Here is a 23,304-nt window from a genome sequence, read left to right as displayed (position 1 = left end):
TATTTATTGTTAATCCTAAAAAAGGGAGGAAGAAAAATGAAGAAAAGCTTGTTTGTTGTAACTATTTTACTATTAACAGTATTTGTTATCAGTATAGGTTTAGCACAGGCAAAAGAATATAAATATGTGATAGTACCAAAAATTGTTCACCCTTGGTTTGATAAAGTTAACCAAGGAGCACAGGAAATGGCTGAGTTTCTTGGAAAAGTAACTGGAGATACCTTTGTCATCGATTATAGGGCTCCAGCAACCGCAAGTGTCGTGGAACAAAACAGAATACTTGAACAAGCAGCAGCAACTGAACCAGCGGGTATTACTTTGGACCTTCTTGATGCTGAAGGAAATAGGCCGGTCTTAGAGGCAATTCTCGCCCGTGGAATTCCCATTGTTGTATTTGACTCCTACGCTCCAGAAGGCATGGGCCTAACCACGGTTAACAATGATTTTGTTGCCCAACAGATTGGAGCCTGCCAGAGACTCGTGGATTTGATGAAAGCTAAGGAAAAGAAGGATGTTTATAAAGTAGCTCTCATTGAAGGAGTTCCTACTGCACCCAATCATAAGAAGCGTTTTGAAACTTCAAAAGAGTTTTTTTCCAAACTGCCAGAGATAGAAATTGTAGCTGAAGGTGTTGATAACGATAGCATTGAACAAGCTCAGAAGCAAGCAGCTGCAATCATTGCTGCCCACCCTGATCTTGATGGTATGATAGCCCATAACGCAGCTGGACCAATAGGAGTCGGTCTTGCCATTAAAGAGGCTGGAAAAGTTGGAGAAATCATCCATGTCGGCTTGGATGATTTAGATCAACTGATAGTTTTAATAAAAGAAGGCGTTGTGGAATCTTCATATAGCACCAAACCCAAAATGCAAGGTGCTTATGCAGTTCTTTGTATGTGGTTACAGAATCAAGGAATTGCTACGCCAATGTTAGTTGATACTGGTTTTGTTGTAATAACCAAAGACATGATTCCTGATGATGTAAAGGAATATAAAGGATACTAAAAGGAATTAATTATTTTATCACCCATAAAAAGTTGATCTTTTTAGGTTCAACTTTTTATGGGTGGTTTTTAATAAAAATGGATGGGGACAGGAAGAAAAAATGGATTATATCTTAGAAGCAACCGGTATTACCAAAATTTTTCCAGGGGTAGTGGCTCTCAATGAAGTCGATTTCGCTTGTAAAAAAGGAACAGTCCATTGCATTGTAGGAGAAAATGGAGCTGGTAAAAGTACTTTTGTAAAAGTTTTAACTGGCATTTATCATCCTGAAAAAGGAAATGTAAAAATTGAAGATAAAAGTATCTTCGAGAACCCCGAGATTATTAATAAGGTTGCTTACGTTCCTCAAGAATTACAATTATTTGAATATATGACGGTAGGAGAAAATTTATTATTGCCTTTTAAAAGGAAAGGGTTAAATCGATTTTATTCGAGTAAAAGTAAGATATTTAAAATGGCGGCCCCTCTCTTAGAAAAATTCCACGTCGTTGAAAAAGCCGAGACCAGCGTAAATGATATTTCTCCTTCGAGTAAACAATTATTGCAAATAGCTCGTGCGCTAATCATCGAAGACTGTGAAATAATAATCCTTGATGAACCAACAACCAGTTTGACTATTGAAGATACCAAGCGTCTATTTCAAGTAGTAAACCAACTCAAGAAAGAGGGGAAAGCAATAATTTATATATCTCATAAGCTTGAAGAAGTTTTTGCTATAGGTGACGAAATAACCGTTCTCAGAGATGGGAAAAAAGTTGGTTATTCAAAAGCTTCAGATGTTGATAGAAACTGGATAATAAAAATGATGTCAGGGAGAGAAATTGATGAAAGAATTATCTTCCGTCCAACCGAAAATAAAGGAGAACTTGTATTAGAAGTAAAAAATCTAACCGGTAAAGGGTTTTTAAATATTAATTTTGAACTACACCGAGGAGAAATACTGGGATTTTACGGTTTAGTTGGAGCAGGGCGTTCTGAAATTATGCAGACAATTTTGGGGTATAGATATGTGGTAGAAGGGGAGGTACAAGTTGGTGGAAAACCATTAAAGCTTGGAAGCCCTCATTTCGCCATCCAAGGTGGTGTATTTTACCTTCCTGAAGAACGAAAGCAACAAGGGATATTTCCATATTTAAGTGTTCGCCATAATGTTGGGGTTGCTCTCGGGGAAAAAGTACTAAATGGTATTGTGGTATCAGCAAAGAAAGAAAAATCAATGACCGAAGAGTTGGTAAAATTATATTCGGTAAAAACATCTTCAATAGAAACACCAATAAGGTTTCTAAGTGGAGGAAATCAACAAAAAGTTATTGTTGGACGTGCAATGTTTTGCTCGCCAACCCCAAAAGTAATCATTTTTGATGAACCAACCAAGGGAATTGATGTCATGACGAAAACCGAAATATATAAAATTATGAAAGATCTTGCTGAAAAAGAAAAGATTGGAATAATTTTAGTATCTTCAGAACTTGAAGAATTAATGAGATGTTGTAATCGACTTATTACTGTTTATCGAGGAAAAATAACTGGTGAATTCGACCCAAGTAAAGTTAAAACCTCAGAAATCATTTCATCAGCAATCAATGTTATTGATAGAGATAAAGAGCAAGTTACTGCTAAATAAGAAGGTTTTGGAGTGTTTAAGATGGCACAGAGAGAGAATGTTTCGAAGTTAGGTAAAACGATAGAAATAGTTAGAAAAACACGTTCAATTGGTGTTATTTTTGCGCTTATTGTTCTTGTTGTTCTTGCTTCACTTTTGTCGCCTTATTTTTTAAGTGGTTATAATTTACAGGCTTTAACAAGGTCTCTAGCATTTGTCGGAATGATAGCCTTGGGTCAAGCATGTTTATTGTTGGTTGGAGAATTGGATTTATCGGTTGGTGCTATAGCAGGTTTTTGCGGGGTTATTGGTGGAGTTCTCATCATTAACTTAGGAATTCATCATTGGCTTGCCTTTGGCTTGTGCCTCTTATTGGGAGCAGGGTGTGGATTTCTTAATGGAGCTTTGGTGGCAAAGTTGAACTTGAATTCTTTGGTTGTAACAGTTGGAATGACTGGTGTTTATACCGGCCTCAACCTAGTAATTTCTAAAGGAAGAGCGATAACTGGTATTCCTAAAGCTATTTATTTTTTAGGCCAAGGTGATTTTTTAGGGATACCAGCACCTTTTATAATTATGTTAGGTGTCGCCGGGGCAGTGTTGTTTATCACCCAATATACTATTTTTGGTCGTTATATGTATTCCGTGGGAAACAATCGTGAAGCCTCAAAAATACTTGGGATCAGGGTGGATAGAATTCAGATCATAACATTCATGATGGCTGGATTGTTAGCTGCCTTAGCTGGCATGATTATGGTAGCACGTCTTGGTTCCTCCCAGCCAGCAATTGGGCAAGAGTGGGTATTACCATCAATTGCTTCTTCGGTTATTGGAGGGGTTTCACCGGCAGGAGGTATAGGAAATCCTGTTGGTGCTGTATTAGGTGCCGTGATAACCGGAGTTATTGAAAATATAATTGTAATTTTTGGTATTTCTCCCTATTGGCAAACTGCAGTAAGCGGAGTGGTGGTCGTTGCAGCCGTATCTCTTGATTCAATTCAAAGAATTTTTTATGAAAGAAAAGTAAAATTATAATCCTTATTTTATTGGTAGAAATGTGTTTAAGAATAAGGCCGAATGACAATCAGGTCTTTCTGGATATGGTTATTAATGAGGTCTCGCCACTGGTTGAGAAGTGAGGGTACATATGGAGAAATAGTGCGAGCTTCTTCGCTTAGGGTTTTTTGGGGTTGGAAGTTTTGCCAATACCAATGATTGGCGGAAGAGCACTTTTCAGCCATTTCAAAAAGGGTTTTTTCATCGTGAAAAGGTGGATAAATGGTGGTACGAATTTCGGCTTGATTGGGGTTTTTAAGCGCTTGATCCAAAACCGACTGGCAATTTTTATGCCATTTTTCTCCTAAAACCTTTTTATATAGAGAAAAAGGAAGCTTATAGTCGATTCCCCACAGATCAGCTAAACCGGCTTGAGAAATTTGCTGGAATGGTTGGAAAAGGCTTCCATTGGTATCAATTTTAATTAAAAATCCCATTTGCTTTACTTTTTCTAAAAAAGGAAAAAGATCGGGGGTGTGGATTAACGGTTCACCCCCGGTGATACATACTGCATCAATCATCCCTTTTCTTCTCTGTAAAAAATCAAGAACAATATTTTCATGAATCTGAGGAAGGGATTCTTTTAAAAATACTAATTCTGGATTGTGACAATAGGGACATCGAAAATTACACCCACCGGTAAACAAGACAGTAGAGATCTTCCCTGGATATTCAATAAAACTAACCCTCAGCCAACCACGAAAAACCATATATTCTCCAAATTCATTTATTCAGGATCAATCATTGAATTCTGAACCATAGTACTTTTAGATAGTATTTGTAACAGTATATTCTTGGCGTTCTTTAAATTCTTCTTGTTTTCCATGATTCCAACGTTGGACTGGACGATAATAGCCAACCACCCGAGAGTATACTTCAGTATCGGTTCCACATTCCGGGCATTGAAAGATGCGACCGGGAATATATCCATGATTTGGACAAACCGAAAAAGTGGGTGTAACAGTAATATAGGGAACGGTATATTTCTCGCAAGCTCGCTTTATAAAGAGCTTAACCGTCTCGGGCTCGGGCGTTTCTGGCATAAAAGCGTGAAATACCGTACCACCGGTATATAAAGCTTGTAGGTCTTTTTGATGGTCTAAGGCTTCAAAGGGATCATCGGTATAGTTTACTGGTAAATTGGTACTGTTGGTGTAATAGGGTTCGTTTTCTCCCGAGGTATAAATATCGGGAAAATGCTTTTTGTCATGCTTTGCCAGGCGGTAACTGGTACCTTCAGCTGGGGTAGCTTCCAAATTGTAGAGATTCCCAGTTTCTTCCTGGAAGTCAGCCAAACATTCTCGCATAAAACTCAGAACCTTCAAAGCAAAAGCTTTCCCTTCTGGATCGGCTATATTTTTCCCAATAAAATTAATACAGGATTCATTCATTCCTACCAACCCAATAGTTGAAAAATGGTTTTTAAAAGTTCCCAGGTATCTTTTTGTATAAGGAAGAAGACCGTTTTTCATATTCCGTTCGACCACTTTTCTTTTTATTTCCAGAGCAGTTTTAGCGATACTCATTTTTGCTTTTAATCGGGTAAAAAAGTCTTCCTCGGATTTACTCAAATAGCCAATTCTTGGTAGATTAATGGTTACAACCCCAATTGAACCGGTTTTGTCAGCTGACCCGAACAAACCTCCCCCTCGATTACGCAGGACCCTTAAATCAAGTTGAAGACGACAACACATAGATCGAACATCACCGGGCTTCAGGGAACTGGAGATAAAATTCTGAAAATATGGGACACCATATTTGGCAGTCATTTGCCAAAGCAACATGGCATTTTCTGAATCCCAGGGGAAATCAGCAGTAATATTGTAAGTCGGGATAGGAAAAGAGAACACTCTTCCTTCAAAGTCACCCTCCAACATCACTTCGATAAAAGCGCGATTGATCATATCCATTTCTTGTTGGTAATCACAATAACAACCTAACTCGGGTTGCTCTTTGCCACCAATAATTACCGGCCTTTCTTTCATATCTTCTGGAACAATCCAATCAAAAGAGAAATTGATAAAGGGTGCTTGACTCCCCCAACGAGACGGAACATTCATGGCAAATACCATTTGCTGAATGAGTTGTTTGGTCATCCGATAATCGAGTCGATCAAAACGAACAAAGGGAGCTAAATAAGTGTCTACGGAGTTGAAGGCTTGGGCACCGGCAAACTCCATTTGCATTGTTCCTAAAAAATTGACCATTTGTCCGGTAAGTGCTGACAGGTGTTTTGCCGGACCGGCTGCAACCTTGTCTTTGACTCCCCCAAATCCTTCTCGAATAAGCTCTTCTATTGACCAGCCTGCACAATAGGCTGTAATTCCGTAAGAGAGGTCATGGATATGAAGGTCAGCGTTTATATGCGCATCTCTTACTTCATCAGGATAAATTCGATTGAGGGTATAGTGAGCCATTACTGAGCCAGCAGCGTGAAGGACCAATCCTGGGTAAGAGTAGGTTGTGTTGGAATTTTCCTGGGTTCGCCAATCCGCTTTTAAAAGGTATTCTTGGACTATTTTTTCCACATCCACAGCAGCTTGGAGAGCTTCACGGGCTTCCTGTCTTTTACGACGATAAAGAATGTAAGCTTTTGAAACCTTTGAATAACCGTATTGAATCAGAGTTTCTTCAACTAAATCTTGGATAGTTTCAATGTCAACGGTGGTAGTTATTCCATATTTTTCGAAAAGCTGATTGGTTACCACTTGACTCAACTCATCGGGAATTGTTTCAGATGTTTCACCAACTGCTTGAAAAGCTTTGTATATAGCTCTCTCTATTCTTTTCCGATCAAAGGGAACGATTCGGCCATCCCTTTTTTGCACTTTTTGAGGTGTTAATTGGTCGACTTCAAAAGATTTACTCACAAAAATCCCTCCATTTACAATGAAAAAATTAATAATTTATGAATATCTTTGATTTCAATAACTAATGTTTCTCTCCAGTCTTTAAAGAAGTCAAAACTTCCATAAACTGATCGATATCCCTGAATTCTCGATATACTGATGCAAAACGGACATAAGCCACTTGGTCTAATTCCTTTAATTTTTCCATAACTTTTTCTCCAACTCGAGACGAAGACACCTCTTCGTATCCTTCATCTCGTATCTCTTTTTCGATGAGGCTTGTTATAGACTCTAAAACTTCTACAGATATTGGCCGCTTTTCAACTGCTTTTAACATCCCATTTAAAATTTTTTCTCGGTCAAAAATTTCCCTTCTCCCATCTTTTTTGATAATTACCAATGGTTTTCTTTCTAATCGCTCATAGGTAGTAAATCTTTTTAAGCATTTAGGACATTCTCTTCTACGCCGCACCCCACTTCCTCCGTCGGCAACCCGTGAATCAATAACTCGAGAATCAGGTTCACCACAAACCGGACAATGCATCTTGCACCCCAACATATAGATTTAGATTTTGTAAAACATACTATATTTAGTATATAATAGCTTTAAGAAAAATCAATAAGGGAAACAAAAAATAATCCTTACTTCGTCAGGGGGAAAAAACTTTTATTTAAAAATAGACTTTATTTAATCAAAAGTCTAAATTACTTGAAATTATTTGGTTTTTCCTGGGTTAATGAATATAATATAGTCTTGGGATTAGAGGATTTTTTAAAAATAGAAATATCCTTCCGGGTCTATAATGATTCACCCTTATGCTGTTTTTACAGCACCAGTTTAAAATTAAATACAATTCAGAAATCAAATTCCTCTTTAGTCAAAGGGGAATAATGGGAGATTTGAATTTTTTACTGCTCCGTCATTGCGGGGAGTTCAACCGTTTTTTGGTTGGATGACATGGCAATCTCATTCCTAAAAACAGTGAGTCGTGAGTAGTGAATCGTGATCCGTGAGTCGAATAAAAAAATTAAGAATTGATGAACTTTAGTAGCGAGAAACCCATGGAGAAAACCTTTCCTTTAGTCAAAGGGAAATATAACTTAAAAGATGAGATCCTCACGCGGGAAAGCACCGCTCAGGATGACACCTGCGGTGTCAGATGAAATCCTTACGCCCTCAAAAAGCGAGGGCTCAGGATGACAGTATCATAACATTCATGGTAAATGGTGTTTTCAGGTTAAATAATGTTGTAAATTTTATTATAAAAAATAAGGATGCTCGATCAAGGAGATGAATGCCGTTTGAAGGTTGGTATTCCTCGAGGATTGTTGTTTTATCGTTTTTATGCCTATTGGTCAACTTTTTTAAAAGAATTAGGTGCAGAACTGGTGATTTCTCCACCAACCAATAAGCTCATTATTCAACGAGGGCTTACTTATGGAGTGGACGAAATATGTTTTCCAGTTAAAGTGTTTTTAGGTCACTGCCATTATTTAAAGGATAAAGTTGATTTACTTTTTGTGCCACGTATGGTGAGTTTTTGTAAAAATGAATATAATTGCCCGAAAATACTTGGTTTGCCTGATATGGTTAGGAATCTTTTTAATATACCTCAGGAAAGAATTATTGATGATGAAATCAACATGAGAGATCGAGGTTTTATTGGGTGGCGGCAAGGTTTTTTTGAAATAGGAAGACGATTTACTTCAAATAACAAAAAAATAAACCATGCCCTTCAAGTTGCCGAAGAGGCTCATTCCCAATACCGGAAAAAAACTGCCAATGGATATTTTCCCGAAAATTTGATTGACAACCATCCAATGTTGACGCCACATCAGGAAAAAATTCTTTTGTTAGGCCATAGTTATTTGATCAATGACAGTTATATTAATATGAATATCCTTCAAAAAATGAATGCTATGGGTTATTCAATTGTTACCAGTGATATGATAGATGAAAAGAAGATCCGAAGAGCATTAACAAAAATCCCTAAACCCAGTTTTTGGACTATTTCCAATGAAGTATTAGGCAGTGCGCTCCATTCAATATACCAAAAAGATCCTGTAATAAAAGGATTCGTCCATTTAGTATCATTTGAATGTGGCCCCGATTCGCTGGTTGGCGAGCTCATCGAACGGTGGTTAAGAAGAGAAGTTCATTCTATTCCCTATTTACGCCTTGAGATTGACGAACATACTGGCGAAGCTGGCTTAATAACTCGTTTGGAAGCTTTTGTTGATATGATGAAATGGAGGACAGAAACATTTGAAAGCAACCTTTCCTCATCTCGCACATCTTGATGTGGTTCTGGAGGTTCTTTATCCAGCACTGGGCATTGAAATTGTCCCTCCACCCCCAATTACTAAAAAAACTATTGAAATAGGAGTTAAACTCGCTCCTCAAAATGCTTGTTTTCCAATGAAAGTGACCTTAGGCAATTTCATTGAGGGTATAGAAAAGGGAGCTGATACCATTTTTATGGCTGGTGGAGTTGGACCTTGCCGTTTTGGTTATTATGGACAAATTCAAAGAATTATTATCGAAGATCTAGGCTATAATGTGAATTTTATTCTTATTGATTCTCCTCGGTATGGTTGGAAGAACTTTTTTTCCTCTTTAAAGACAATGGTTGGAGGAAAATGGTCAATTTCACGAATTCATCGTGCGGTTCGATTAGCTTGGAATGTTCTTCGGTATGTTGAGGATTTGGAGAAAACCAGCCGACTGGTTCGATGGAAATTAAAAGATCCTTCACAGCTTGATAGATTGATTGAAAAAAGCTTAAAAGAGGTTAAAAATATCAGTTCCGTTGCTCAATTAGAAGGAATACGAGAAAATACTCTCCTTGAAATATCTCAACTTAACACTCTAAAAAAAAATGAACCTATTAAGATAGGCATCGTGGGTGAAGTTTATATTGCTCAAGAATTTAGAGTGAATTTTAACATTGAAAAGCTTTTAGGAAATATGGGTGTCTTAGTGGATAACTCGGTTTCAACCGCTGAATATGTTCTAAATTTTTTCCCTTTTACCCGCTCAAGAGAAAAAGAAGAAGCTTGGAAATTAGCAAAACCTTTTCTAAAAAGATTTGTTGGTGGAGAAGGGATTGACACAGTTGGAAGTACTATCCGATATGCCCAGAAAAGTTTTGATGGAGTCATTCATTTATATCCTTTTACCTGCATGCCTGAAGCGGTTGCAAAAAGTATTGTTGCAGGAGTAGGAAGGGAATACAATATTCCTATACTTCATTTAGCTATTGATGAACATGCTGGAGAGGCAGGAATGATAACTCGAGTTGAAGCTTTTGTTGATGTTTTGGAAATGCGTCGCCAACAAAAGGTTCGAGAAGCATCGTGCTCTTAAATAGGTACAATAAATGCTTTCTTATGAATGCTTAAAAGTGTGATGGTTGGAGGTTAAATATAAATGGATCTTTATCTCGGGGTTGATGTTGGTTCAGTGACAACAAAGTTTGCTTTAATGACATCTGACAAAAAAATTTACTCGAGTTGTTACTTAAAAACCAGCGGGGACCCAATTGCGGCTTTAAAAACCGGTCTTAAATATATACAATCCCACTATCCATCTGGCGGTGTAATACGAGGGGTGGGAACAACAGGAAGTGCGCGCCATTTAGCAGGTGTAGTTGTTGGGGCGGATATGGTTAAAAATGAAATTACTGCTCATGCAGTTGCTGCCATAACTCTTCTGCCTGAAGTGAGAACGGTTTTTGAAATAGGTGGACAAGATTCTAAACTAATCATTATTCGAGATCAAGTGGTTGAAGATTTTGCTATGAACACTATCTGTGCTGCAGGAACGGGATCGTTTTTGGAACATCAGGCAGTTCGTTTGGGGATACCCATAGAAGAATTTGGTAAATTAGCTTTACAGGCTCAACAATCGGTACGAATTGCCGGGCGTTGTACGGTATTTGCTGAATCAGATATGATTCATAAACAACAACTGGGTTTTGGTAAACCAGAAATCATCCGTGGTCTTTGTGAAGCATTGGTACGAAATTTTATTAATAACCTAGCAACTGGGAAAAACATATTGGATCCCATCGTTTTTCAGGGTGGAGTAGCCGCCAACCAAGGGATTGTTCAAGCTTTTCATGATTTTTACCAAGGAAAATTTAAAATTATTGTACCCCAGGAACATGGAATCATGGGTGCCTGGGGAGCCGCTCTTTTGGTATTCGGTGCAAAACAAGAAAAAACTTTTTTCCAAGGCTTTGATGTGATAAATCGCTCTTATGAAAATCGAAGCTTTACCTGCAATGATTGCCCAAATAGCTGTGAAATTGTGGTTTTGAAAGAAGAGGGTAAAGTAAAGGCTTTGTGGGGAAGTCGCTGCGGGAAATGGACTCCTGAATTAGTTGATGAGAAGTTTTCTGAAAAAGAAGAAAAAACCTTATCATTTATAAAAAATAGTTAAAAAAGGTTTTTATTTTTTTCATTCTTATGGTATTTTAAAAAGAATCAAAAACTGGTTAAGGAGGGCTGTGTAATGGCAGTTTCAGGTTTCTTGCAAGAAAACCGAGTAAGTGTAATTTCTGCTGTTTTAGCGGTAATATTTATAATTTTAACACCGATTGTATCTATGATTGGCGGTTTTGCAGCAGTTTCTGAGGTTTCAACCGGAGATGTTGCAACCGGAGCGGTAGCGGCAGGTGGCACGGTAGTCATTGCAGTGGTTTTTGCATTAATCAGTGCGATCCTCCAAGCAGTGGTGCTTTATCAATGGGGGAATGTTATCAACAATAATATCAAAAATACTAAACATATTTTTACCCATGCTAAAGAACAATTGCAAGATCCGCTCCGTGGAGAAATCGGTTTTTTTGTAAATCGGTTGGGAGATTTCTTGGTTCAAGCATGGCCATTTTATATCTATTTGGTATTGTATATTATCGCTCAATTTGTTGGTTGGTATTCATTCCTCCTCTATTTGATCGGTTTTGTTTTTCTGGCAATATACCTATCGAATATTTTTAAAGCAACCAGTAAGGTTTCCGATATGAAAGATAAGATATATTCATATCTAAAGGGAGCCAAAGGGTATAATTCAGAAAGCTATATCTACCGAATACCACAGCGAAGTGTAGTTTTGGTTATTATATTAAGTGTTATAACTTTAGGAATATATTGGGCTTATATCCTGATTAAATTGAGCTTGGAAATAAACGAATACGTTGCCAGTGATGAAAAAGTTCGACCTGAATTGGAAAAAATGTTAACCAGTTAAGCTTGATCATACCTTAAAAAACATGGGACAATGTATATTGCCCCATGTTTTAATTTCAAATTGAGGATTTATTTATGGTATTTTTTTTAATATTATTGAATTTAGTCTTTTTTATTACGACATTAATAAGTGGTGGATTTTCCGTTCCTATACTCCTTCGTTTAGGTGCAAAATTTGGTCCCCTTATTATTTCTGGAGAATGGCAAAGGCTTCTACTATGTATGTTTCTTCATGGAAGTATTTGGCACCTATTTTTTAATATGTATGCACTCTATAATTTAGGTCGATTAGCTGAAGGAGTTTATGGAGCAAAGAAGTTTTTTATAATTTACATTATCACTGGTATAGGCGGGAGTCTGCTTTCTCTATTAATGAATTATTCCAATGTAAGTGTGGGAGCCAGCGGTGCCATCTTCGGTTTGGCTGGTGCGTTATTTGCCAGTGGTCTAAAGTATCGGAACACATCTTTAAATAGGCTTACCAGAAGTTTACTTCCTTTTATCCTTATAAATTTGATTATCGGTTTTGTAACCCCGGTGGTGGATAATGGTGCTCATATTGGTGGTTTGTTGAGTGGGATGCTTTTGGGTTACCTGGTTTCTCCTGGAGAAAGCTGGTTTTCGTGGAAGAAAAAAGCCGAGGAAATCATACAATGGGCTATGGTAGTTTTTATCGCTGTCAGCGTAATCACTTTTTTTATCCCTAATGCTCTGCAAAAATCCTCAATTGATTCAGTGATTACATTTCATAATCAAATGCAAAACTACATTTGGGTAGCCCAAAATGGAAATCCACCACCAGTTGATCTTCTGGAAAATCTCCCCATACCAGATCGAGAAGCACGAGAAATAAAAAATAAAATGCTTGAATATTCTTCCAGTCAAATAAAAAACGCTGCCATCCTTCAGGAAATAGAGATTGATTTTATGGAATGGAGAGATCGTATTTTAAAAAAATATGAAGGTTTAATCTATGAAAAGGATAGTTAATTCATAGATTGATGAGGGGAGCAGGAGACTGTATGTTAAAAAACTTGATTTTAGATAAACCTCTTGCCTTTATCGATGTTGAAACCACTGGTCTTCAGCCAAATTTAGATAGAATAGTTGAGTTATCAATTCTTAAAATCTATCCTGATGGGAATTATGAGTATAAAAACCATCGAATGAATCCAGGAATACCTATACCGGCTGAAGCAACAGCAATACATGGTATTACCAATGAAGATGTGGCAAATGAACCAGAGTTCCAAGAATATGCTCCAAATATTGTTTGTTTTCTTGAAGGATGTGATATAGCCGGTTTTAATGTGGTGAAGTTTGACATTCCTTTTCTTGAAGCAGAGTTGCGAAGAGCCGGTGTCCCTTTCCAAAAAAGAGATCGAAAGTTTATTGATGTTCAAATTCTTTACCATATCTTAGAGCCACGAGATTTAAAGAGTGCTTATTTAAAGTATTGCGGCAAAGAAATGGAATTAGCCCATACAGCCCAAGGTGATGCAACAGCAGCTGCTGAAATATTGGATAAACAATTAGAAATTCATCAGGAGTTACCAAAAAATGTAGAAGATTTACATGCATTGTGCCAACCTGGATTAGCCAATTATGCAGATCCGGAGGGGAAGTTCATTTGGTCGAACGGAGAGATTGTATGTCACTTTGGGAAAAAATATTTCGGTTGGACCTTAAAACAACTTGTTTCGCAAGTCCCTGATTATCTGCAATGGATGTTATCTTCGGATTTCTCACCTGATGTTAAAAAAATAGTTTATGATGCTCTTCAAGGTAAATTTCCCAGGCCAAAAGATAAATAGTTTTTTAAAATTTACCTCTCTTGATAGAGAATAGATCTTTATACTGTTAAACAGCGCCAGATAAGAATGAAAATATATACTCAGAAGTTGAACTCCGCCCCCCTTTAGAAGAGGGGGGCGGAGGGGATTTGAATTTTTTCCTGCTCCGTCATTCAGGCTGTGTCATAATTATTCTATAAATTTTTTACCACCACTTATGTTAATATTTTACAGGAATATTGGGAATAGATAACCAAAAAATTGAAGATAAATAGAATGTTTCCTCCACTTTCAAGCTCTTCTTGGTGTATGAAAGGGATTGTGACACAGTCTGATTGCGAGGAGCGCAGTGACGTGGCAATCTCATCCACCCTCCCCGTCATTCTGAGGAGCGAATTTTGCGACGTGAGAATCCCATTCTTTAATATAATTATAAAGAATAAAACAAAAAAGATGAGATCCTCACGCGGAAAAACACCGCTCAGGATGACGCCTGCAGCGTCAGATAAGATCCTCGCGGTTTCGAGAAACGATGCCTCAGGATGATGCCGTTTTTTAAGCATACCAGTATTTTCTGGATAGAATTATTTTAAATGAGTAATACTGAGTTGATAATCAAAAGGCTGGAGAATTTTATTTCTCCAGCCTTTTGATTATAACCACAAAAAGAAACTATTTCTCAACATGGCTTCGTCGGGATAGGATAACGATAAGCGCAACTATCAAAGGGAAAAATGGAATTGCATATAAATAACCAGCATTTTCTTTTTTCAATAACCTTATTACACGTTCGCTTTGGGAAACGGGTTGGTTATTATCAGATTGGACCAACGAAACAGAATAATCACGTTTGGGAAGATTTGGATCTAAAGTAACTTTATAACTTTCGAAAGTCGGTTGATATCCCTGCTGTTTAAGCTCATCGTTATATTTGAGTATTTCATATCCTAGTTCCGGACCAGGAATTTGCTTAACAAAGTAAGGTAACTTATCAACTGACTGGAGAATTTGTTGCTTGTATCCCAGAATGGTTTTGATGTTATCGATGGGGTCAACATGAACCCATTTCCAGCGTTCTAATCGTCCGACATTTTGAGGATCAACGAGTTTGTTGTGATATAACTCATTGTATTCATCTTGAAGGAACGGGTTAAAGTAAAGTTCATTTTTCCCTGTAGCATGGATAATCCATGAGGGTTCATCACAATTTTCTTTTTTCGTCCATCGATTTCCCGGAATTATTTCGTAACCGGTACCACCTTGGCGACGGGAAGCAAAAACAATAACTTTTTTTTCGCTTCCTTCAATTAGGGTACCATCTTCGGCTCGAAGCTGGATTTCATAAGATCCTACCGGAAGCTGTAAAACAAAACCTTGAGCTGGTTCAGTTGAGTAGAATTGAACAAAATCGGGTGGTTTTGGTTCTTGGGGGATTGGAATATTAACTGGTCCTGTATCTCCAGCTTCACGACGACGTCTTACTTCTTCTAAAAAACGATTAAAAGATTCACGATATTGGGCCATATTTTCATAGTATTGTCTTAATTGAACATTAAATTGATCAACAGCTGTCTGATATTTTTCAAAAGATTCGATAGCCGAAGCCTCGGTGTAGACGACAGCTTTTTCTGAATAGTATCCTTTCGGGTAAAAGAGAGAATAATCAACCTTATCAAGAGTATCTACAACTTTTCCGTTTTGAATTAACTCTAACTTACCAGCGACCTCTTCATTAAGAGTGCTAAAACCGGCCATATACTTTTGGGTAATCGGCCAAAAATAGACAATAGTTTTCCGTGGACTTATGATGCTGGGTTCATCAGTAATGAGATAAATTGTTTCTTCAGTAGCTGGACAGAAACTTTTGCTGTATCCTGAACCGTTAAATGAGGTCAAAGAGTATACCAGTTGTTCTCGTAAAACCGGAGCTTCAGCCAGAGCAATAGTCGATACTCCACATAGGCTGACAATAATGAAGACAAATAGTATGAAAGGATTTTTTTTCATGCCTTGACACCTCTTCGGTTCATGATGTAGATGGAAAGAGAGAGAAATACCGTCACATATACTACACAATAGAATGCATTGGTGAAAAACAATGACCAATTATCCAACAATACTGAATCTAAGCCTCTCGATAAGTAAGCAAAGGGTGAAACCCAATTGATTCCTTTAAAAACCAATTGAAGCGTTTCTCGAATATAAAAAAGAGAAGTTGGAAGGGATTCTTTTTCTAATCCCAAGAGAGTGCTATAAGAAAACTGGATAGCGAGAAATGCTCCAAAAACAGCAATGAGGGTGATGACCGAACTTCTTACCCGGCTGGTCAACGAGGATATGAAAAGCCCAAAACTGACCACACAAGATATGAGAAATACCCCCATGATCAGGGCTCGAACCAGGCCAGGAGTAAATCCTAAATTGGTAAAAAAGCTCACTAAAAAGAAGTAAACAGCAGTAAAACCTAATGAAATTACTCCCAAAAAAAAGTCTTTCCAGAATTTGGCCATAAGAAAGTTCTTTGAAGTAACCGGTCCATAGAAAAGAACTTCTAAGGTTCCTTGTTCACGTTCCCTTGATATCGAAATTGCCGAAATAAGCACCAGGTAGAGCGAGATGATGATGATGGTAATGTACAAAGGATAATTGAGGGGAAACGCGCTCACTAAAATGTCGTCTTCTCTAATTCCATCGAGAAAATTTTTCAAAATAAAAGACGACGCGAAGAAAGAAATAAACAACACTCCGTAATAACCCCAGCTATATAAACTATATAAAAGGTCTCTTTTTAGGAGAATCTTGGTAATTCGTCCTTGGCTTGCCACAGTTACTGACCCTCCTTCTTGGATAGTTCAACATTTTCAATGACGTCTTCAAAAGCGCCCTGTGGAGTGGTTAATGTTAACTCCATAAGACCGAATTTTTCGTTTTCAGTATCAATATCAAGTATATTCCAGGGTATAACAGCTTTATTTCGGGCTAAATAAGAAGTTGGGTCCCAGAAAAGCTTCATAGGGCCGTCAAAAAGCCTTCTTCCCCGGCTAAAATTATCTTCGTCACCATTTCGAACATATAATTTACCCTCGAGTGTAAGGGGGAGAGCGGGATAATCGGATATACCTTGCCCTTGGTGATTTTTAAAGCGGATTTCAACTTCGATACCCTGCTCAGTTGGTTCAGAGAAACATATGATTCCAGCTAAACCAGGGATTTCCTTCCCTTTCATGGTAAAATCAAAAACATTTATTCCTTTTTTAATATCAATTTCCTGTTGAATTTCTTCGTAATAGGGAGCAACGGCTATTAAAGTGTGCTTTCCTGGAGGAATCCGGGATAATTTATAATCTTTACTCATATAGAGAATATCTGACTTTCCGTCAAGAGTAACCTGAAGTTTTTTGACCACATCTTGAGATATTTCATCGACTACTTTACCCTGGAGCGTTCCCCAATTGGTATTGGTGGAAAAGTAGACTAAAACAAATAAAACTGCCAAAACAACAAGTATAAAAGTAGAAATAAGGATGGTTGTTTTTTTCTTTTTCATTGTCCATTCCCTCGGTCGGTTAATAAAGAAATGTTTTGTTGAGTAATAGTGATGAAAGCCTCTTCTAAGCTCATTTCTTTCGCTTGCATAGAAAGGATGATGTAACCAGAATTAAAAATTGCTTCTGAAAGGTCTTTACGGTAATCTCGATCGGTTTTAAGTTGGACTTCAATTTTATTTTCTTTGGATTGAAAAGCTTTGATAAAGGGAAGATTGCTTAAAACCGGCTCTAAGTTTTGGGCTTCTTGATTCAATTCGGTACGAATAGTCACCGTATCCGATAATTTTCTTTTGATATTATCCATGTTGTCTTCAGCAAGTAATTTTCCCTGATTGATGATTCCAACTTTTTTACAAAGTTTCTCAACCTCGGAAAGAAGATGAGAGGAAACAAACACAGTTCGACCAGCTTCATGTTCTTCTTCAATAAGGTCACGAATTTGTTTAATACTGGTTGGGTCGAGGTTGGCTACCGGTTCGTCAAGGATGAGTAATTCTGGATCATGGAGAAGAGCTTTCACAAAGGCCAATTTTTGTTGCATACCCTTAGAATAAGCACCAAGATTTTTATTTTTTTCTTTTTCTAAACCAACAGCACTCATTAATTTATCGATCCGTTTTTGTCGATTTTCAACTTCATAAATTTCACCAAAGAAATTGAGGTATTCCGAAGCGGTCATGTCACGATAGAAATATTGATTTTCTGAAACAACACCAATCTTTCTTTTTAGTTCGACATTATTGGGTTTCATCTCATTTCCGAGGAGATATATTTTCCCTCCCGATTTAGGAACAAGTCCGAGAAGCATCATAATAGTTGTTGTTTTTCCAGCACCGTTCGGACCCAAAAACCCATAAATATCATTTTTTTCAACCTTGAGGTTTAAGTCCTTCACTACCATTAAATCGTTATAGGCCTTACAAAGATTTTCAGTTTGTATCATAGATAAGTTTTTATGTCCTCCTTTCGTTTTCACTGAAACTTACAAGGGAATGATTCTTTTTTATTGGCCCATTTGTTTAAATAAACTCATCGATTATTTTATACTAATTATAGTGGAAATGTTGTTTAACCGTTCCCATATTAATTAAAATTATTGGTTTTTTTAAAGTCTAATGAGAAAATAAGAACATCAAAACCAACTTTTTGAACAGTAATTTCTTGCTATGAATGGAATAGGAGGAATAGAATGCCGGAACTTCCTGAGGTTGAAATAATAAGAAGAGAACTCTTGATTCCGTTGATAGGAGAAAGAATAGTTGACATAGAAATATATGATAATAAAATTCAGATTCCTTCCGATGATATCCTTAATAAAGTTATAAAGGACCTGATAAGAAAAGGGAAATATCTTTTCTTAATTTTTAATGACTTTAGCTCTCTCCTTTTTCATATGGGAATGACTGGGAGTTTAATATATATTCAAGCCAAGGATAATCTCCGGTTTCAAAGAGTATGTGTCACTTTATCTACCGGATTTATTGCTTTTTGTGATGCCCGCCGTTTTGGGAAAATTAAATATTTAACTGAAAATGAAAGAAAAAAAGTCATGCAAAATCTTGGGTTAGACCCTCTACTAAGCGGTTATTCCTGGGATAAGTTTGAAAGACTATTAATAAACAAAACTCTTCCAATAAAAAATTTCCTCATGAATCAAGCCTGGGTATCTGGAATTGGAAATATTTATGCCAGTGAGATTCTTTTTTTAAGTAAAATTCATCCAAAAAAAAGGGTGAATGATTTAACCAGCCAAGAGAAAAAATTATTATTTGATACAATTCTTATTGTCCTTAAACAGGCAATTCAATGCGAGGGGACTACCATTCGGGATTATCAACACACTGATGGTTCAAGTGGATTTTTCCAGAATTGTTTACAAGTATATGATCGGGAAGGAAAACCATGTTTAGCATGCGGAACTCCTGTAGAAAGAATTAAGATGGCTCAACGAAGCACATATTTTTGCCCTTGTTGTCAGAAAATATGAAAATATTTATATGATTCTCTATATTTTTTAGAAAAGAAACGAGAACTGCTTCGAAACTACAGATAAAATTAATGTCAATTAAATAACTTTAAATCTTTCACGGTGGTAGAAAAATGAAACAAAACAATTAAAAATTTTACTTTATTTATAACGGAATATGAGAATGAGAGAGAGGATGATGTATATATATCACTTTTTTACGAAAGGAGGAAGTATTTTGCTGAATCGACAAGGAATCGGTGAGGGGGTCCTTCACTTTTTTTTCCCTCAAAATTGTGTGAATTGTAAAAAATATATTACTGAGTCGGCAGGCTATCCCTTATGTAAAGATTGTGAAGAAATGATTCGAAAAGAAATATCTCCCTATTGTCTGATCTGTGGAAGACCAGTACCGAGTAATCGCCAAACTAAATGCCGACGATGCCGAGAAAAACCTTTTACTTTTGACTGCGCTCGAGCTGTTACCTTGTATGAACCCCCAATTAAAAGCGCTATTCATGCTTTTAAGTATCGAAAAATTCTATCCTTGCGAATTTTATTTATTCATTTATTAGTCGAATTTTTATCTTCCAATCCCTTCTTTCGTGATATCGATGGAATTCTCCCGGTACCACTCCATCAATCTCGTCTTCGTGAAAGAGAGTTTAACCAAGCTGAAATCTTAGCACGAGGTATTTCAAACTTTTTACAAAAACCCCTCATTAGCAACACCGTAACTCGGAAAAAGAAAACTCTCCCTCAGGTAGGGCTCAGCATGAAAGAGAGGAGGCTTAATCTCCAAGACGCCTTCCGAGTAGAGAATGAAAAATCTTTAGCGAAGAAAAAAATATTAATCATCGATGATGTTATAACCTCACGTTCCACCGTGGAGAGTTTATCCACGGCTTTACGTCGAGTGGGAAGTCAAACTATACTGGTTTTGGCTTTAGCAACTGGAAAGTAAAAATTTGGACGATAAAATGAAATAAAGCTGAAATTATATTCATTATTCTACAATTTTATTGACATTATAGAGGAAAAATATAAAATAGAAGTGAATGTATATTAGAAACATGAATAATCATTCATGTTTTAATTTTAAATAAAGGGATTTGCTATGAACCTTACCGATGAAAATGTTGAATTGATGACTCGAATTGCTTGGCTGCACTACATGGAAGGGCTTACCCAAAATGAAATTGGCCACCTATTGAAACTTTCTCAACCGAAAGTTGCCAGGCTTATCGACAAAGCGCAAAAAAATGGAATTATAAAGATATCGATTGAATCGCCTCTTTCCAATTGTTTAAAAATTGAATCTATAATTCGTAAACAATTTGGACTTCAAGATGTTGTGGTAATCCCAACCCCCCAAGGAAAAGAGATTTATGAATGCATTGGGAGAGCTGGGGCATGGTATTTGGAAAAGGTTTTAAATAATGGAGATTTGGTTGGAATTGCCTGGGGACGAACCCTAAAACACCTGGCTTTGGCGATTCGTTCGGCAAAGGTTAAGAACCTTAAATTCGTTACCATGGTTGGAGGATTAACTTCATCAGCCTCACTTAATCCCTATACTATTGGGGAAAAACTGGCTTCGATATTTGAAGGAGAATGTTATTATCTTTATGCACCAGCAGTGGTTGAGAATGAAGAAATAAGAAATTTTTACTTGAACGAAAGAATAAACCAAAATACTCTTCAGCTTGCCTGTCAGGCTAAATGGTCATTGGTGGGCATTGGTACGGTTGATGTTCGTTATTCAATTTACTCTTTAACTGGTTTTATAGATTACCACGAGTTAGAAGCATTAAAGCAAAAAGGAGCCGTTGGAGATATTTTAGGTCAGTTTTACACCATTGATGGAACCATTTTAGATACACCTTTACACCGAAGAACGGTTGCAGTTCCTCTTGAAGATATCCAAAAAATGCACAATGTGATCGGAGTAGCAGGTGGTGAAGAAAAAGCCGATGCTATTCTTGGGGCTCTCCGGGGTCGTTTTATCGATGTTCTTATCACTGATGAAAAGACCGCCATGAAAATTATTAGTCGAATACCAGTTCTGGAGGGATAAAAATGGCCAAAGTAACTTGCATAGGAATCCTGGTCGCCGATCTCTTGGGTCGGCCAATCAATCGTATACCGGAAAGAGGAAAATTGGTTTTAATCCCACAAATGGAACTACATGTGGGTGGAGGAGCCAACAATACTGGGGTGGTATTGAAAAAATTAGGCGAAGAAGTAGTGATGGTTGGGAAAGTGGGGCAAGATGGTTTGGGTGAATTTATCATCAATTCGCTTCGAAAAGAGGGGATAGACCCCAAAGGCATAACCACAACTCGAGAATATCCAACTTCGGCTACTATGGTATTAGTCGATGAGCAAGGAGAGCGTTCCTTTATTCACTGTGCAGGAGCTAATCAAAGTTTAAGAAATGCTGATATTCAAGATGAGTTTTTTCTTGATTCGGATATCGTACACATCACCGGCACATTTTTAATGCCTGGTTTTGACGGACCCGAGACAACTGCTCTTTTAAAGCGAGTTAAAGATGCTGGAGTAACTACTTCGATTGATACCTATTGGGATGACAGTGGGCAATGGCTCAACGTCATTGAACCCTACCTTCCCCTCCTCGATATTTTTATTTCTAATCGTGATGAGTCCACCCGTATTTCGGGACATCAGAATATGGTAGATAATGCCAAATTTTTTCTTGATTATGGGATTCAGATAGTCGCCATTAAAATGGGAGAAGAAGGGAGTTTCATCATGACTCAAAACGAAAAAATATTGGTCCCTCCCTTTCAAGTAAAAGCTGTAGATGGAACTGGCGCTGGTGATGCTTTTGCTGCTGGTTTCTTAGTTGGTTATTCAAAAAAATGGGATTTATATGAAACTGGTCGATTTGCGAACGCCTGTGGGGCTATGTGTGTTCAAGCTATGGGAGCTACCGACGGTGTTGGGAATTTTGATGAAGTTATTGATTTTATTCGTAAACATTCGTAAATTTTAAAAAAGAAATGAGAGGTTTTTGAATGAACCAATCTGTTCAGTTTGGAGCAGGCAACATTGGAAGAGGTTTTATTGGTCATCTTTTATGGGAGTCGAATTATCGTATTGTTTTTGTTGAAGCCTATTCAGATCTTGTTAAACTTCTCAATTCTCGCTCAAGCTATCCTCTTCGATTATTAGAAAAAAACGGTCAAGAAAAAAATGTGACCATTAATAATTTAGTTGCATATCAGACCGAAGAGAAAAACAATATCTCAAAAGCTATTGCCGCCTCATCGATTATTTTTACAGCTGTTGGAGTAAAAAATTTACCAGCTATTGCTCCTTTGGTGGCTGATGGGATTCAGCTTCGCCTTAAAAAAAATCCCATCCCAATGAATATTCTTTTGTGTGAAAATCTCAAGGATGCACCTCAATTTTTCAAAAATGAAGTGAACAATCATTTAAATACTGAAGGAAAACAATTTCTTCAAGAAAAAGTAGGTTTTGTTGGAACGGTTGTTGCCCGCATGGTTCCAGTAATGGACAAGCGATTCGGTGTTGATGATCCTCTGTTTATAGTTGCCGAAGCTTATCATAAACTTCCATATGATGCAACCGCGGTAAAGGGAGTTTTCCCTGAAATCTCGGGTTTGAAACCAGTTCAAAATTTTTCTTCCGAAGTTGACAAAAAGCTCTTTATCCATAATTTAGGCCATGCAACTTTAGCTTACTTCGGTTACTTAAAGGGATATGAATACATACATCAGGCAATTGCCGATGAAGAAATAAAAAATCTTCTTGATGATGTGCTCAATGAAACCTCAACTTCAATTCTTCGGAAGTATCCGGATTTAGATAGGGTTGAAGTGAACGAATTTGTTGAAGACTTAAAAGAGCGTTTTTTAAATCCATTACTTATGGATACGGTGTACCGGGTTGGGAGAGATCCAATTCGCAAACTTGGTGAGGATGACCGTATAATTGGAGGAATCGCTCTTTGCCAATCTCAAAAGATGTTTCCAGCTGCAATAATAAAGGTAGCTGGAGTAGCATTAAATTATGATTATGATAAGGATGCCGATGCACTAAAACTCCTGAACATGATAAAGGAGGAAGGCATTGAAAAAGTCATTCAAAAATTATGTGGTCTTGATCCTGAAAACGCTATAGGCGAGGGCATTATTCGATCTTATCATCAATTTCGAGAGCGATTTCGGAAATAGTGGGATCA

The 23,304-nt window shown here is 37.3% G+C and carries 21 protein-coding genes; 14 read left to right on the top strand and 7 right to left on the bottom strand.

Annotated elements, in window-relative coordinates; all coding sequences use genetic code 11:
- The first annotated feature begins 36 nt into the window (after positions 1–36).
- The 3 genes from RT761_RS02990 (at position 37) to RT761_RS02980 (ending at position 3,643) form a co-directional block, all read left to right on the top strand.
- Complete coding sequence (locus RT761_RS02990) at positions 37–1,005, top strand: substrate-binding domain-containing protein (protein ID WP_218112603.1); 969 nt, start codon at positions 37–39, stop codon at positions 1,003–1,005.
- A gap of 100 nt (positions 1,006–1,105) precedes the next feature.
- Positions 1,106–2,629 (top strand): sugar ABC transporter ATP-binding protein, encoded by a 1,524-nt coding sequence (locus RT761_RS02985; protein WP_218112602.1) that lies wholly within the window; start codon positions 1,106–1,108, stop codon positions 2,627–2,629.
- A 21-nt stretch (positions 2,630–2,650) separates the two neighbouring features.
- Positions 2,651–3,643, top strand: coding sequence for an ABC transporter permease (locus RT761_RS02980; RefSeq protein WP_218112601.1), 993 nt, complete (start codon positions 2,651–2,653; stop codon positions 3,641–3,643).
- Positions 3,644–3,669: 26 nt separating this feature from the next.
- On the opposite strand, the gene RT761_RS02975 is transcribed toward RT761_RS02980, so the two are convergent.
- From RT761_RS02975 to nrdR, 3 genes are all read right to left on the bottom strand, one after another.
- Positions 3,670–4,374, bottom strand: coding sequence for an anaerobic ribonucleoside-triphosphate reductase activating protein (locus RT761_RS02975; RefSeq protein ID WP_218112600.1), 705 nt, complete (start codon positions 4,372–4,374; stop codon positions 3,670–3,672).
- 57 nt (positions 4,375–4,431) lie between these two features.
- Positions 4,432–6,534 (bottom strand): ribonucleoside triphosphate reductase, encoded by a 2,103-nt coding sequence (locus tag RT761_RS02970; RefSeq protein WP_218112599.1) that lies wholly within the window; start codon positions 6,532–6,534, stop codon positions 4,432–4,434.
- 61 nt (positions 6,535–6,595) lie between these two features.
- A complete protein-coding gene (gene nrdR / locus RT761_RS02965; protein WP_218112598.1) occupies positions 6,596–7,057 on the bottom strand; it encodes a transcriptional regulator NrdR in 462 nt (153 codons plus the stop codon).
- 758 nt (positions 7,058–7,815) lie between these two features.
- Here nrdR and RT761_RS02960 point away from each other — a divergent pair.
- The 6 genes from RT761_RS02960 to RT761_RS02935 all read left to right on the top strand — a co-directional run bounded on the left by RT761_RS02960 (position 7,816) and on the right by RT761_RS02935 (position 13,580).
- On the top strand, positions 7,816–8,814 hold the full coding sequence (locus RT761_RS02960) for an acyl-CoA dehydratase activase-related protein (RefSeq protein ID WP_218112597.1): 999 nt from the start codon (positions 7,816–7,818) through the stop codon (positions 8,812–8,814).
- Positions 8,780–9,880, top strand: coding sequence for an acyl-CoA dehydratase activase-related protein (locus RT761_RS02955; RefSeq protein ID WP_218112596.1), 1,101 nt, complete (start codon positions 8,780–8,782; stop codon positions 9,878–9,880). Before RT761_RS02960 ends, RT761_RS02955 begins: the two co-directional genes overlap by 35 nt.
- Before the next feature lie 63 nt (positions 9,881–9,943).
- Complete coding sequence (locus RT761_RS02950) at positions 9,944–10,957, top strand: acyl-CoA dehydratase activase (RefSeq protein ID WP_218112595.1); 1,014 nt, start codon at positions 9,944–9,946, stop codon at positions 10,955–10,957.
- 72 nt (positions 10,958–11,029) lie between these two features.
- Positions 11,030–11,767, top strand: coding sequence for a DUF4234 domain-containing protein (locus RT761_RS02945; RefSeq protein ID WP_218112594.1), 738 nt, complete (start codon positions 11,030–11,032; stop codon positions 11,765–11,767).
- Positions 11,768–11,841: 74 nt separating this feature from the next.
- The gene (locus RT761_RS02940) at positions 11,842–12,756 is read left to right on the top strand and encodes a rhomboid family intramembrane serine protease (RefSeq protein ID WP_218112593.1); all 915 of its coding nucleotides are present in this window, start codon (positions 11,842–11,844) and stop codon (positions 12,754–12,756) included.
- 32 nt (positions 12,757–12,788) lie between these two features.
- A complete protein-coding gene (locus RT761_RS02935; RefSeq protein ID WP_218112592.1) occupies positions 12,789–13,580 on the top strand; it encodes a 3'-5' exonuclease in 792 nt (263 codons plus the stop codon).
- A gap of 651 nt (positions 13,581–14,231) precedes the next feature.
- Here the strand turns inward: RT761_RS02935 and RT761_RS02930 are convergent.
- From RT761_RS02930 to RT761_RS02915, 4 genes are read right to left on the bottom strand one after another with little or no spacing between them, the layout of a single operon-like run.
- The gene (locus RT761_RS02930) at positions 14,232–15,566 is read right to left on the bottom strand and encodes a hypothetical protein (RefSeq protein ID WP_218112591.1); all 1,335 of its coding nucleotides are present in this window, start codon (positions 15,564–15,566) and stop codon (positions 14,232–14,234) included.
- On the bottom strand, positions 15,563–16,384 hold the full coding sequence (locus RT761_RS02925; protein ID WP_218112590.1) for an ABC transporter permease: 822 nt from the start codon (positions 16,382–16,384) through the stop codon (positions 15,563–15,565). The genes RT761_RS02930 and RT761_RS02925 overlap by 4 nt, the downstream gene beginning before the upstream one ends.
- Before the next feature lie 2 nt (positions 16,385–16,386).
- Entirely contained in the window at positions 16,387–17,106 is a 720-nt protein-coding gene (locus RT761_RS02920; RefSeq protein WP_218112589.1) for a peptidase associated/transthyretin-like domain-containing protein, read from the bottom strand.
- Complete coding sequence (locus tag RT761_RS02915) at positions 17,103–18,050, bottom strand: ABC transporter ATP-binding protein (RefSeq protein ID WP_218112588.1); 948 nt, start codon at positions 18,048–18,050, stop codon at positions 17,103–17,105. The genes RT761_RS02920 and RT761_RS02915 overlap by 4 nt, the downstream gene beginning before the upstream one ends.
- Positions 18,051–18,296: 246 nt before the next feature.
- On the opposite strand from RT761_RS02915, the gene mutM reads away from it, so the two are divergent.
- The 5 genes from mutM (at position 18,297) to RT761_RS02890 (ending at position 23,296) form a co-directional block, all read left to right on the top strand.
- Positions 18,297–19,094, top strand: coding sequence for a bifunctional DNA-formamidopyrimidine glycosylase/DNA-(apurinic or apyrimidinic site) lyase (mutM, locus tag RT761_RS02910; RefSeq protein ID WP_218112587.1), 798 nt, complete (start codon positions 18,297–18,299; stop codon positions 19,092–19,094).
- Between the two features lie 217 nt (positions 19,095–19,311).
- Positions 19,312–20,037, top strand: coding sequence for a ComF family protein (locus tag RT761_RS02905; RefSeq protein ID WP_218112586.1), 726 nt, complete (start codon positions 19,312–19,314; stop codon positions 20,035–20,037).
- Positions 20,038–20,190: 153 nt separating this feature from the next.
- Positions 20,191–21,150 (top strand): sugar-binding transcriptional regulator, encoded by a 960-nt coding sequence (locus RT761_RS02900; protein ID WP_218112585.1) that lies wholly within the window; start codon positions 20,191–20,193, stop codon positions 21,148–21,150.
- Positions 21,151–21,152: 2 nt separating this feature from the next.
- Positions 21,153–22,085 (top strand): carbohydrate kinase family protein, encoded by a 933-nt coding sequence (locus RT761_RS02895; RefSeq protein ID WP_218112584.1) that lies wholly within the window; start codon positions 21,153–21,155, stop codon positions 22,083–22,085.
- A gap of 29 nt (positions 22,086–22,114) precedes the next feature.
- Complete coding sequence (locus RT761_RS02890; RefSeq protein WP_218112583.1) at positions 22,115–23,296, top strand: mannitol dehydrogenase family protein; 1,182 nt, start codon at positions 22,115–22,117, stop codon at positions 23,294–23,296.
- Positions 23,297–23,304: the final 8 nt, after the last annotated feature.

It is taken from the genome of Atribacter laminatus, from assembly GCF_015775515.1.
GTDB classification, from domain to species: Bacteria; Atribacterota; Atribacteria; order Atribacterales; family Atribacteraceae; genus Atribacter; species Atribacter laminatus.
Note: the sequence above shows the minus strand (reverse complement) of the source record. Positions and strands in the feature narration are given on the sequence as shown.